The 11,651-nt window shown below is 70.0% G+C and carries 12 protein-coding genes; 9 read left to right on the forward strand and 3 right to left on the reverse strand.

All coding sequences use genetic code 11. The features are described 5' to 3' along the window. Positions 1–5 precede the first annotated feature (5 nt). Both ASC76_RS14050 and ASC76_RS14055 read right to left on the reverse strand, forming a co-directional pair. Entirely contained in the window at positions 6–1,136 is a 1,131-nt protein-coding gene (locus ASC76_RS14050) for a YbdK family carboxylate-amine ligase (protein ID WP_056466814.1), read from the reverse strand. Further along, a complete protein-coding gene (locus ASC76_RS14055) occupies positions 1,136–2,314 on the reverse strand; it encodes a cation:proton antiporter (protein WP_056466818.1) in 1,179 nt (392 codons plus the stop codon). The genes ASC76_RS14050 and ASC76_RS14055 overlap by 1 nt, the downstream gene beginning before the upstream one ends. Before the next feature lie 133 nt (positions 2,315–2,447). On the opposite strand from ASC76_RS14055, the gene ASC76_RS14060 reads away from it, so the two are divergent. The 4 genes from ASC76_RS14060 (at position 2,448) to ASC76_RS14075 (ending at position 6,889) form a co-directional block, all read left to right on the forward strand. Continuing rightward, positions 2,448–2,951, forward strand: a complete 504-nt coding sequence (locus tag ASC76_RS14060) for a MarR family winged helix-turn-helix transcriptional regulator (RefSeq protein WP_056466821.1) — start codon at positions 2,448–2,450, stop codon at positions 2,949–2,951. Between the two features lie 39 nt (positions 2,952–2,990). Then, positions 2,991–3,521 carry a peptidoglycan-associated lipoprotein Pal gene (pal, locus tag ASC76_RS14065; protein WP_056466823.1) on the forward strand — a complete coding sequence of 177 codons (531 nt, stop codon included), beginning with the start codon at positions 2,991–2,993 and terminating at the stop codon, positions 3,519–3,521. A gap of 38 nt (positions 3,522–3,559) precedes the next feature. Then, complete coding sequence (locus ASC76_RS14070; protein WP_082549129.1) at positions 3,560–4,924, forward strand: chloride channel protein; 1,365 nt, start codon at positions 3,560–3,562, stop codon at positions 4,922–4,924. Between the two features lie 129 nt (positions 4,925–5,053). Further along, positions 5,054–6,889, forward strand: a complete 1,836-nt coding sequence (locus ASC76_RS14075; protein WP_256364459.1) for an acyltransferase family protein — start codon at positions 5,054–5,056, stop codon at positions 6,887–6,889. 7 nt (positions 6,890–6,896) lie between these two features. On the opposite strand, the gene ASC76_RS14080 is transcribed toward ASC76_RS14075, so the two are convergent. After that, entirely contained in the window at positions 6,897–7,571 is a 675-nt protein-coding gene (locus tag ASC76_RS14080; protein WP_056466829.1) for a TetR/AcrR family transcriptional regulator, read from the reverse strand. A gap of 135 nt (positions 7,572–7,706) precedes the next feature. Between ASC76_RS14080 and ASC76_RS14085 the strand changes: the two genes are divergently transcribed. The 5 genes from ASC76_RS14085 to pcaH all read left to right on the forward strand — a co-directional run. Further along, the gene (locus ASC76_RS14085; protein WP_056466833.1) at positions 7,707–9,044 is read left to right on the forward strand and encodes an MFS transporter; all 1,338 of its coding nucleotides are present in this window, start codon (positions 7,707–7,709) and stop codon (positions 9,042–9,044) included. A 20-nt stretch (positions 9,045–9,064) separates the two neighbouring features. Further along, positions 9,065–9,898 (forward strand): shikimate dehydrogenase, encoded by an 834-nt coding sequence (locus ASC76_RS14090; protein ID WP_056466836.1) that lies wholly within the window; start codon positions 9,065–9,067, stop codon positions 9,896–9,898. A gap of 20 nt (positions 9,899–9,918) precedes the next feature. After that, the gene (locus ASC76_RS14095; protein ID WP_056466839.1) at positions 9,919–10,758 is read left to right on the forward strand and encodes a 3-keto-5-aminohexanoate cleavage protein; all 840 of its coding nucleotides are present in this window, start codon (positions 9,919–9,921) and stop codon (positions 10,756–10,758) included. After that, positions 10,755–10,925, forward strand: a complete 171-nt coding sequence (locus ASC76_RS24755) for a hypothetical protein (RefSeq protein WP_082549132.1) — start codon at positions 10,755–10,757, stop codon at positions 10,923–10,925. The genes ASC76_RS14095 and ASC76_RS24755 overlap by 4 nt, the downstream gene beginning before the upstream one ends. Further along, a partial coding sequence (pcaH, locus tag ASC76_RS25745; protein ID WP_082549134.1) for a protocatechuate 3,4-dioxygenase subunit beta occupies positions 10,922–11,651 on the forward strand: 730 nt, incomplete at its 3' end. The genes ASC76_RS24755 and pcaH, both read left to right, overlap by 4 nt.

Below are 11,651 nucleotides of genomic sequence, written 5' to 3' on the forward strand. Positions count from 1 at the left end.
GCGGTTCACAGCGTCGGCCCGGCGCGCAATGCGCGCGTGCTTTCCTGAACCATGCTCTGCGCGTTGCGCGTGCGTGCGAACACCTGGCGCAGGTGCGTCGCGTGGTTGCCGGCGCTGGCCGCGCAGCGCTCGATCTCCTCGAGCGCCGGCAGGCTCTGCAGCACTGCGCCGTGGGTCTCGACATGGCGCAGCGTCGCGAGGATGTCCTCGCGGATCGTGCGGCTCTCGCGCGTCTGCGGGTCGACCATCGTGCCGTCGAGGCCGAAGCGGCAGGCCTGGAAGCGGTTGAAGGTGTAGACCAGGTAGTCGTCCTCCTGCGGCATCGGCTCGGCGCGTTCGAGCAGGCGCCGGCAGATCGCCTGCAGGTAGCACGCGAGCGCGGCAGCGCGTTCGACGGTCAGCGGCGTGTCGCACACGCGCAGCTCGATCGTGCCGTACTCGGGTTTCGGGCGGATGTCCCAGTAGAAGTCCTTCATCGACTTGACGACGCCGGTCGCTTCCATCTTCGTGAAATAGCCGTTCGCGAATTCGTCCCAGCTCAGCGTGAACGGCGCGCGCCCGCTCAGCGGGAACGCGAACACCGAGTTCAGCCGCGCCGAATCGAACAGCGTGTCCACGCCCTGGAAGAACGGCGACGACCCGGACAGCGCGATGAAGTGCGGCACGTAGCGATTCAGCGAATGCAGCAGGAACAACGCATCGTCGCCCGACGCGCAGCCCACGTGCACGTGCTGGCCGAACACGGTGAACTGCTTTGCCAGGTAGCCGTACAACTGCGAAAGCTGCTGGTAGCGTGGCTTCTCGAACACGCGCTGCTCCGACCAGCGCTGGAACGGATGCGTCCCGCCGCCGGCGATGCCCATGTTGAGGCGATCGCACGCCGCCACCAGCGTGTCGCGCATGCCGCGCAGCTCGGCCAGCAGCGGGGCGTGCTGCGTCTGGATGCCGGTGGCGATCTCGATCATGCTCTGCGTCATTTCGGGCGTCACGGTGCCCGGGAACGGCTTGCGCGAGAGCAGTTCCAGCAGGTCGTTGGCGCCCGACGTCAGGTCGTAGTCGACGGTGTTGACGAGCTGCAGCTCGAGCTCGACGCCGAGCGACAGCGCCTGCGATTGTCCGAAAGGTCCGAGCGGCATCAGGCTTCCTCCGGGTGGGCCTCGCCCGCCAGCATCAGCGCGCGCTGCGTGACCAGCGGACCGATCACGTCGAGCAGCACCAGCAGGCCGACGATCACCGGCAGGCTGTCGCGCGCCAGGTCGAAGCCGTAGAGCCGGCTCTCCTCCAGCAGCAGCAGCGCGAACGCCGACATCGGCATCAGCGCCAGCCCGGTCAGCGCGCCCTTGCGGAACGTGGTGCCGCTGACCCGCGCGACGCTGACGTTGACCAGCGTGTGCGCGGCACTGCGCGCGGTGAGCACCGCGGCGCCGAGCACCAGGCCGGCAAGCAGCCCGCTCCACGACAGCAGGCTGCCGATGTAGACGAACAGGAACACCGCGAGCACGTCGCCGAGCGCGCCGAAGTTGCGCTGCGCGTGGCTCAGCATCAGGCGCCGTTCGCGCGCCACCACGCCGAATGCCAGCGCGGCCAGCAGCGGCGACAGGTGCAGGCTCTGCGCGAGGCCGGTCAGCACCAGCACCAGGAACGCGAAGGTCACGGTGGTGCTGTTGCTGCTGGTCGCGATGCGGTTCAGCAGCGGCGCGACGAAGCCGAACACCGCGCCGGCGACCAGCGACAGGCCGATCACGTAGATGCTGTTGAAGGCCGCCTGGCCGAAGTCGCCGCTGGTCTCCAGGTGCCAGTAACCCACGACAAGCTTGAGCAGCAGCACCGCCACCAGGCAATTCAGTGCGCACAGGTGCAGCAGCCGCTCGGTCACCTGCCCGGCGCTGCGCAACTCGTGGGTCACGCGCATGATCGCGGCCGGCGAGGTCGCGACGCACAGCGCGGCCAGCACCAGCCGGTGGTCGGTGTTCAGCGCGAACAGCCCGCCGACCCAGAACACCGCGCCGAAGGTCAGCAGCGCCTGAGCGATCCCGGCCGCCAGCACCCAGGGGTTGTGGCGGAACCAGCGCGGGTTGATGCGGTAGCCGAGCTCGAACAGCGTCAGCGCCAGCGCCACGTTCGCCATGAAGCCCTGCGCCATGTGCGACGCGACGTTCTGCGACACGCCGATGCCGCCGAGCAGCAGCCCGACCGCACCGTAGGCGCACACGCGCGGCACGTTCCAGTGCCGGAAGACCCATTCACCGGCGGACCACGCGGTCAGCAGCATCAAGGGCCAGGCCACGAGCGGGCCGAGCAAGTCCGGGTCCATGCGATCCTTGTCTCTTCGTCGTTGTGTGCGGGCGCGCAGACTAACGCGACGCACCCCAATCCCGCAAATGTGGCCTTTGGAAACAACTTGGCAACATCCGGAGATTACATTTGCGGCAATATACTTTGCGCAAATGAAAGCCCCCGTCGCTCCGACCCGCCGGCGCCGCGCCGCGCCGGACGCGCTCGACGTGCTCGAACTGCTGCGCGTGGTGTTCCGGCTCGCCGGCAACCATTCGGCAGTGGTCGAGCGCGCGACCGGCCTGCCCGGTGCGCAGATGTGGACGCTGCACGAGGTCGCGCAGGCCGATGGCCTCAGTGTCGGCGAACTCGCGCAGCGCCTGCGCGTGCACCAGACGACGATGAGCAACCTGTTGAATCGCCTCGAGGCCGCGAGCCTGGTGCGCAAGGGCCGTTCGCCCGACGATCAACGCATCGTCCAGGTGCACCTGGCGGCGGCGGGCCGCAAGGCGCTGGCGCGATCGGCCGGCCCGGCACGCGGCTTGCTGCCGGACGTGCTCGACGGCATGAGCCCGGCGCAGCGCCGGCAGGTCCATGACGGCCTTGCGGTGCTGGTGGAGTGCATGGGCGGCTTCGACCCGGCACTCGCCGGCGCACCGTTGCCCTTTACCGAATAGCGGGCGCATCGTCCGCTGCCATCCCCAAGGAGAAACTCGATGACCTTCAAGACCCTCACCCTCACGCTCGCCGCAGCCGCTGCGTTGGCCGCCTGCAGCAGCACGCCGCTCGACACCCCGAAACCGCCGGTGACCAGCGCCGCGACGATGCCGCCCGCGCCGCCGCCGGCCGGCACCGCGCAGAGCAAGGTCGCCACCGTCACGCTCGATCCGCTCGACGATCCGAAGAGCGAGCTGGCCGCGCGCAGCGTCTACTTCGCCTACGACGACTTCACGGTCGACCCCAAGTACCAGCCGCTGGTGCAGGCGCACGGCCGCTTCCTGCAAAGCCATGCGCAGGTGCAGATCCGCATCGAGGGCAACACCGACGAGCGCGGCTCACGTGAATACAACCTGGCGCTCGGCGACAAGCGCGCCCAGATCGTGGCCAAGCAACTCGAACTGATGGGCGCGAAGCCGGCGCAGATCGAGCCGGTCAGCTACGGCGAGGAGCGGCCCAAGTCCGAGGGCCACGACGAAGCGGCGTGGGCCGAGAACCGTCGCGCGGACATCCGCTACGTGAAGCGCTGATCACGGCGTCGGGCTGACGAGAGCGGCGGGGCCGATCGATGCGAGCGCGCGACGGCCTGGCGTGGCTGACGAACCGGCGGCTGCGCCAGCGCTGGCAGATGCGCGCCGTCCTGTGGATCGCGGCCGGCGCGGCCGGGCTCGCGGTGGTCGCCTTCGCCACGCTCGCCGAACACGCGCTGGCGTTGTTCGACATGCTGCAGCGGCGCTGGTGGTGGTCGCCATTCCTGCTCAGCCCGGCCCTCGGCGTGTTCGTCGTCTGGGCGACGCGCCGCTATGTGCCCGGCGCCGCGGGCAGCGGCATTCCGCAGGTGGTCGCGGCGACGCGGCTCGCGGCGATCGGCCGGCCGGTGACGGCGCTGCTGTCCTGGCGCGTCGCGAGCGCGAAGGTGGCGCTCGGTTCGCTGGCCCTGGTGGGCGGGTTCTCGGCGGGGCGCGAAGGGCCGTCGGTGCAGGTCGCGGCGTCGGTGCTGCAGTTCGCGAACCGCTTCCTGCCGAACGGCCGCACGCTGCGCCAGTCCGACCTGATCCTGGCCGGCGGCGCGGCCGGCATCGCCGCGGCGTTCAATACGCCGCTGGCCGGCATCGTCTTCGCGGTCGAGGAACTCGGTCGCCGGCTGGAAAGCCGCACCAGCGGCGTGCTGGTCAGCACCATCATCATCTCGGGCCTGGTGGCGATCGCGCTGAAGGGCAACTACACCTACTTCGGCCAGTTGACGGTGCGCGATCTCGGCACCGCGGTGTGGCTGCCGACGCTGATCGCCGGCATCGTCTGCGGCGTTGGCGGCGGGCTGTTCAGCTGGCTGGTGCTGTGGCCCCAGCGCCATCCGATGTTCGGCCTGTGGGCCTGGCGGCGCGCGCACCCGCTGTGGTTCGCGGCGGGTTGCGGGCTGGTCGTCGCGGGCCTGGGCTGGGTCAGCGGCGGCACTTCGTTCGGCAGCGGCTACGCCGCGGCTTCGCAGGCGATCGGCGGCCAGATCACGCTGGAATGGCACGCGCCGATCACGCGCTTCCTGGCGACGCTGGCGACCTACTTCAGCGGCATGCCCGGCGGCATCTTCGCGCCGTCGCTGGCGGTCGGCACCGCCGTGGGCAGCGACCTGTCGCAGTGGGTCGGCCTCGGCATCGACGCGCACGCGTGGATCGCGCTGTGCATGGCGGCGTTCCTCGCGGCCGTGACGCAATCGCCGATCACCGCCGCGATCATCGTGATGGAGATGGTGAACGGCCACCAGATGGTGATCAGCCTGATGGCGGTGGCGTTCCTGTCGAAGACGGTCAGCGGGCGTTTCGGGCCCGAGCTGTACCAGGAGCTGGCCGAAGGCTGGATGCCGCGGCCCGCGCCGCAGCTCGAAACGAACGCGGAGCCGCCTGCCCGCCCCGCCGGCGCGACCGCTCCCCACTGACGGGCGGGCGCGGCAGCGCCCTACAGCCGCGCGAGCCCCATCCGGCGACCCTGCGAGCAGGGCGCATGCGCGCCGTCATTCCAGGAGAACCTCATCGCGCCGACACGCACCGAGCACTACCGGGCGGACATCGACGGGTTGCGCGCCGTCGCCGTGCTCGCGGTGATCGCGTACCACGCGTTTCCGCACGCGCTGCCCGGCGGGTTCGTCGGGGTCGACGTGTTCTTCGTGATCTCCGGCTACCTGATCACGGGCATCGTCGCGCGCGAGATCGCGACCGGCAGCTTCACGCTCGCCCGGTTCTACGCACGCCGGGCGCGCCGCATCCTGCCGGCGCTCGCGGTCGTGCTGGCGTTCGCGCTTCTCGCCGGCTGGCTGACCCTGTCGCCGAGGCAGCTGGCGACGCTGTGCCGGCATGTCATCGGCGGCGTGACCTTCAGCTCCAATGTCGTCCTGTGGCGCGAGTCGGGCTACTTCGACACCGACGCGGCCTTGAAGCCGCTGCTCCATCTGTGGTCGCTCGCGATCGAGGAGCAGTTTTACCTGGTGTGGCCGCTGGCCCTGCTCGCGCTCTGGCGCTGGCGTGTCGGACTCACGGTCGCGATCGTCGTCGCGTCCCTGGCCGCGTGTGTCCTGCTGTCGCGGGAGTCGCCCTCCGCCGCGTTCTTCCTCCCGCACACCCGCGCGTGGGAGCTGCTCGCCGGCGCAATGCTCGTGTGGCTGCCGCGCCTGGCGGACCGGCTGCGGCACGCCGCGTCGGGGCTCGGTGTGCTGGCGATCGGTGCCGCCTGCGTGCTCTACCACCGCGACCTCGCCTACCCCGGCGCGTTCGCCCTCGCGCCGACGCTGGGCGCGGCCCTGCTGATCGCGGCCGGCCGCGGGGCGGCGCTCAACCGGCTGCTCGCGCATCCGGCCGCGGTCTGGGTCGGTCGGATCAGCTATCCGCTGTACCTCTGGCACTGGCCGGTGCTCACGTTCGCGCTGATCTGGAACGACTACGACCCGTTGAGCACGCCGCAGATCGGCGCGGCGCTCGGCCTCACGGTCGTGCTGGCGACGCTGACGTACGTCGCCGTCGAACGGCCGATCCAGCTGCAGCGCCGCGTACCGGTGACACGGGTGGCCGCGGCCTTCGCGAGCCTGCTGGTCCTGGCCGGCGCGGCATGGGCCACGGCCGACTACCGACCGACCTCGCAGGCACAGGACAAGCGCTTCGCCGACATCTACGCCGACGGCGATCCGTTCGACACCGACGCGACGATGCGCGAGGCCTGCAACTTCCACGACGTCCGGACCAAGTCGGCGCGGGCCTCGATCGATGCCGACTGCCTGCCCGCCGGCGCCGGGCACGGCCTCTTCCTGCTGTGGGGCGACTCGCACGCGCAGTCGCTCTGGTACGGCTTCGACCGGGTCGCGACGCCGGGCACGATCGCCCTCGTCGCGGCGAGTGCGTGCCCGCCGCGGCTGGACGATCTCGCTCCCGGCGCGATCGACCCCGCGGCCTGCCGTGCCAGCAACCGCGCCGCGCGCGACTACATCCGCAGCCACCGGCCGCGGCGGGTCTTCGTGGCGCAACGCGAGGGCCACGAGCGCACCGACTGGGCGGCGATCGCGCGCTTCGTGCGCGACCACGGCGGCGAGATGGTGCTCGTGGGTCCGTCGCCGCAGTGGCTGCCATCCCTGCCGCTGCGCTACGCGCACGCGCTCGACACCCGGCCGCGCTACCTGCGCGACGGTCTCGACACCACCATCCTGCGGACCGATGCGCGCCTGCGCGCCGCCTATCCCGAGGGCGGCGACGTGCGCTTCGTCTCGCTGATCGACGCCCTGTGCAACCCGCAGGGCTGCCTGGCGATGACCGACTCCGCCGAATCGCTGAGGCTGCTGGTGCGCGACTACGGCCACCTGACGCCGGCCGGCTCCGAGACGGTCGCGCGGCTCGTCTTCGCGCCGCTGCTGCGGTGACGCGCGGCTACTTCCGGACGAAGCGCACGATCATCTCGACGATGTTGTCGCGGCGCGCCCGCAAGGCGGCCGGCGTGTCCAGCGAGCCGGCGAAGATCAGGCTGAAGGTGTGGCGGTTGGCGACGTTGAAGAAGCACAGCGCCGAGATCGACATGTGCAGGTCGACCGGGTCGACCCCGCGGCGGAACACCTTGGCCTTCACGCCGCGTTCGTAGATGCTCTTCACGGCGTTGATCGCCGGCACGTTCAGCTGGTGGATCGTCTTGCTCTGCGCGAGGTATTCGCCGCGGTGCATGTTCTCGTTCATCACCAGGCGGATGAAGTCCTCGTTGTCCTGCTGGTAGTCGAACGTGAACGCGACCAGCTTGCGCAGCGCGTCCTCGGGCTCGAGGTCCTCGAGATGGAGCTGCGACTCGATCTCGCGGATGCGGCGGTAGGACTCTTCCAGCACCGCGAGGTAGAGGCCCTCCTTGCTGCCGAAGTGGTAGTAGATCATCCGCTTGCTGGTGCGAGTGGCGGCGGCGATCTCGTCGATCCGCGCGCCGGCCAGGCCCTTTTCGGCGAACTCCGCGGTGGCGACCGCCAGGATGTCCGCCATCGAGCCCTGGGCGTCGTAGGCGCGTTTCGGACGAGCGCCCGCACCAGCGCCTGCCTCGGTCGTTTCCTGTACTACTTGGTTCATTTGGCAAGCCTAGCACGCGGGTTGAAACGCCTTTTTACTGGCAAATGCGGGTTTCCCCGCATAAAAGAAAACGAACTAGTTAGTACATTGTGCTTCGTGGTCACGGTTCGATGACCCGAGCTTCAGGAGACATCCATGACATCCCTTTCCTCGTCATCCACCGCGCAGCCGGTGCGCTCCCCGCGCAAGGCGGCCATCGCCAGCTGGATCGGCAGCGCGGTCGAGTACTACGACTTTTTCATCTACGGCACCGCCGCGGCGCTGGTGTTCGGCAAGATCTTCTTCCCGTCGATCGACCCGCAGCTCGCCACCGTCGCCGCGTTCGCGACCTTCGGCGTCGCCTACATCGCGCGGCCGTTCGGCGCCGTGATCCTGGGCCACGTCGGCGACAAGTTCGGGCGCAAGAAGGTGCTGACCTTCACGCTGCTGCTGATGGGCATCTCGACCTTCCTGGTCGGCGCGCTGCCGACCTACGACCAGATCGGCATCGCCTCGCCGATCATGCTGGTCATCCTGCGCCTGCTGCAGGGCATCTCGGCGTCCGGCGAACAGGCCGGCGCCAACTCGATGACGCTGGAACACGCCCCCGACAACAAGCGCGCGTTCTTCACCAGCTTCACGCTGTCCGGCACGCAGGCCGGTCTGATCCTCGCGACGCTGGTGTTCATCCCGGTGTCCGCGTTGCCGGAAGCCGACCTGCTCGCCTGGGGCTGGCGCATCCCCTTCTTCCTGAGCGCGGTCGTCGTGGCCGTTGGCGTCTGGGTGCGGCGCACGCTGCCCGAGACGCCGGCCTTCGCCGCCGAGGAGAACGCCCACGCCACGCCGAAGCTGCCGATCGTCGAGCTGTTCGCCAGCCACTGGCCGGACGTGCTGCGGGTCGTCTTCGCCGCGCTGGTCTCCGTGGTCAGCACGATCTTCAGCGTGTTCACGCTCTCGTATGCAGTCAACACCGTGCACATCCCGCGGGCGACGATGCTGACGGTGCTGGTGCTGGCCAACCTGGTGGCACTCGGCGCGATCCCGCTGTGGGCGATGCTGTCCGACAGGATCGGTCGCCGCCCGGTGTTCGTGCTCGGTGCGCTCGGCTCGGCCGCGCTGATCTGGCCGTACATGTGGGCCCTGAGCACCGCGAACATTCCGATGATCTTCGCGCTCGGCCTGCTGCTGTCGGGCGTGGTCTACAGTGCCGCCAACGGCGTGTGGCCGGCGTTCTACGGCGAGATGTTCTCGACCCGCGTGCGCCTGTCGGGCATGGCGATCGGAACGCAGCTCGGCTTTGCGCTGGGCGGCTTCGCACCGGCGATCAGCGCCGCGGTGATGGGACCGGGGCCGAACGGCTGGATGCCGGTGGCGGCGTTCACGACCGCGGCGGCCGTCGTCTCGGCGCTTGCGGCCTGGTCGGCGCGCGAGACCAGCAACGTGCCGATGGAAATGCTCGGCCAGCGCACGCCGTCGTCTCCCGCCTTCGCCTGAACCCGTCGACGGAGATCGCCATGATCAGCGGCAAGACCCAGCTCATCGCCCACCTCGGCTACCCGACCGAGGCGTTCAAGGCGCCGATGATCTACAACCCCTGGTTCGAGACGCAGGGCATCGACGCGGTCGTGGTGCCGATGGGCGTCAAGCCCGACGACTACCCGGCCACGCTGGCGGCGCTGTCGCGCGTGACCAACCTGCGCGGCGCGCTGGTCACGATGCCGCACAAGGTCACCACGCTGACGCTGGCCGACGAGGTGACACCGACCGCGACGATCGCCGGCGCCTGCAACGCGCTGCTGCGCCGGCCGGACGGCTCGTGGCTCGGTGACCAGTTCGACGGCACCGGCTTCGTCCGCGGCGCGCAACGCAAGGGCCTGCAACTGACTGGCGCGCGCGCACTGGTCTCGGGCAGCGGCGGCGTCGGCTCGGCGATCGCGGCGTCGCTCGCCGCGGCCGGCGTCGCGGAACTCGCGCTGTTCGACAGCTTCCCGTCGTCCGCCGAGGCGCTGGCAGCGCGCCTGCGCGCGCACTACCCGGCCCTCCTCGTGCGCACCGGCTCCAACGACCCGGCCGGCTTCGACCTCGTCGTCAACGCGACCCCGCTCGGCATGACCGACGGCGACCCGCTGCCGTTCGACGTCTCGCGCATCGCCGCGCGCACCTTCGTCGGCGAGGTCGTGATGAAGCAGGCGATCACGCCACTCCTCGCCGCCGCACGCGCCAAGGGCTGCCCGGTGCAGGTCGGCACCGACATGCTGTTCGAGATGATCCCCGCCTACCTGGAGTTCTTCGGCTTCGGCACTGCCACGCCGGACGAGCTCCGTGCGGTCGCGCAGATCACGTATTGACCTTCATAGAACCTCCCACCATGACGCCACCCTGCATCATCTCCGTCGCGATCACCGGCTCGCTGCCGAAGAAGAAAGACAACCCGGCGGTGCCGATCAGCATCAGCGAGCAGATCGAGTCGACCCAGGCCGCCTACGAGGCCGGCGCCACGCTCGTGCACCTGCACGTGCGCAACGACGACGAGACGCCGACCTCGGCGCCCGAGCGTTTCGCGACCGTGCTCGACGGCATCCGCAAGCATGCGCCGGGCATCATCACGCAGGTCTCGACCGGCGGCCGCTCCGGCGCCGGGCACGAGCGCGGCGCGATGCTCTCGCTGCGGCCCGACATGGCGTCGCTCGCGACCGGCTCGGTCAACTTCCCGACCCGCGTGTACGACAACTCGCCCGAGCTGGTCGAGTGGCTCGCCGGCGAGATGAAGCAGTACGGCGTGAAGCCGGAGGTCGAGGCCTTCGACCTGTCGATGATCTTCCAGGCGGTTGCGATGCAGCGTGCCGGCCAGATCGTCGGGCCGCTGCACATCCAGTTCATCATGGGCATCAAGAACGCGATGCCGGTGGACCGCGAGGTGTTCGAGTTCTACGTCAGGACGCTGAAGCGCCTGGCGCCCGACGCCACCTGGACCGGCGCCGGCATCGGCCGCGCGCAGCGCACGCTGGCGCAGTGGTCGCTGGAACTCGGCGGCCACTGCCGCACCGGCCTCGAAGACAACGTGCGGCTGGACAAGGACACGCTCGCCCCGTCGAACGCCGCGCTCGTGAAGCAGGTGGCCCAGCTGTGCGCCGAGTACGACCGCCGACCCGCGAGCGTGGCCGAAGCCCGCGCGCTGCTCGGCCTGCCCGCCGCCGTGACGGCATGATCGACCTGGAAGAGTCCCCCATGCAGAACACCATGAGAGCCCCCGCGCCCGACGCCGAATACCTGATGCGCGACACGACGTCGCACCCGCCGGCGCTGACGCCGGCGTACAAGACCAGCGTGCTGCGCTCACCGAGTTTTACTTTCTGCAGTTTTTGGCCACCATGAGAGCCCCCGCGCCCGACGCCGAATACCTGATGCGCGACACGACGTCGCACCCGCCGGCGCTGACGCCGGCGTACAAGACCAGCGTGCTGCGCTCACCGCGGCTGGCGCCGATCTCGCTGCAGCAGTCGCTGTCCGAAGTGACCGCCCCGGTGTTCCGCGCCGAGGARTTCGGCCCCCTCGACCACGACCTGATCCTCAACGCCTCCAAGGACGGCCTGCCGATCGGCGAGCGCATCGTCGTGCACGGCTACGTCCACGACCAGCTCGGGCGCCCGGTGCCGAACGCGCTGGTCGAGGTCTGGCAGGCCAACGCCAGCGGCCGCTACCGCCACAAGAAGGACCAGTACATCGGCGCGCTCGACCCCAACTTCGGCGGCTGCGGGCGCATGCTCACCGACGCCCACGGCTACTACGCCTACCGCACCATCCGCCCCGGCCCCTACCCGTGGCGCAACCGCGTCAACGACTGGCGCCCGGCCCACATCCACTACGCGATCTCGGGCAGCGGCTGGGTCCAGCGCCTGATCACCCAGATGTACTTCGAGGGCGACCCGCTGATCGCCACCTGCCCGATCCTGCGCATCGTGCCCAGCGAGGAGCAGATCCGCGGCCTGATTGCGCTGCAGGACACCAGCGCCTTCGTGCAGCTGGACAGCCGCGCCTACCGCTTCGACATCGTGCTGCGGGGCCAGCGCGCCACCCTGTTCGAGAACGCCGTGCAAGCGC

This window comes from Rhizobacter sp. Root404 (assembly GCF_001425865.1).
Classification (GTDB): domain Bacteria; phylum Pseudomonadota; class Gammaproteobacteria; order Burkholderiales; family Burkholderiaceae_C; genus LMDS01.

Coding starts and splice junctions, on each gene's coding strand:
- ASC76_RS14050 (WP_056466814.1), bottom strand. CDS start 1,136: ATGCCGCTCGGACCTTTCGGACAATCGCAGGCGCTGTCGCTCGGCGTC.
- ASC76_RS14055 (WP_056466818.1), bottom strand. CDS start 2,314: ATGGACCCGGACTTGCTCGGCCCGCTCGTGGCCTGGCCCTTGATGCTG.
- ASC76_RS14060 (WP_056466821.1), top strand. CDS start 2,448: ATGAAAGCCCCCGTCGCTCCGACCCGCCGGCGCCGCGCCGCGCCGGAC.
- pal (WP_056466823.1), top strand. CDS start 2,991: ATGACCTTCAAGACCCTCACCCTCACGCTCGCCGCAGCCGCTGCGTTG.
- ASC76_RS14070 (WP_082549129.1), top strand. CDS start 3,560: ATGCGAGCGCGCGACGGCCTGGCGTGGCTGACGAACCGGCGGCTGCGC.
- ASC76_RS14080 (WP_056466829.1), bottom strand. CDS start 7,571: ATGAACCAAGTAGTACAGGAAACGACCGAGGCAGGCGCTGGTGCGGGC.
- ASC76_RS14085 (WP_056466833.1), top strand. CDS start 7,707: ATGACATCCCTTTCCTCGTCATCCACCGCGCAGCCGGTGCGCTCCCCG.
- ASC76_RS14090 (WP_056466836.1), top strand. CDS start 9,065: ATGATCAGCGGCAAGACCCAGCTCATCGCCCACCTCGGCTACCCGACC.
- ASC76_RS14095 (WP_056466839.1), top strand. CDS start 9,919: ATGACGCCACCCTGCATCATCTCCGTCGCGATCACCGGCTCGCTGCCG.
- ASC76_RS24755 (WP_082549132.1), top strand. CDS start 10,755: ATGATCGACCTGGAAGAGTCCCCCATGCAGAACACCATGAGAGCCCCC.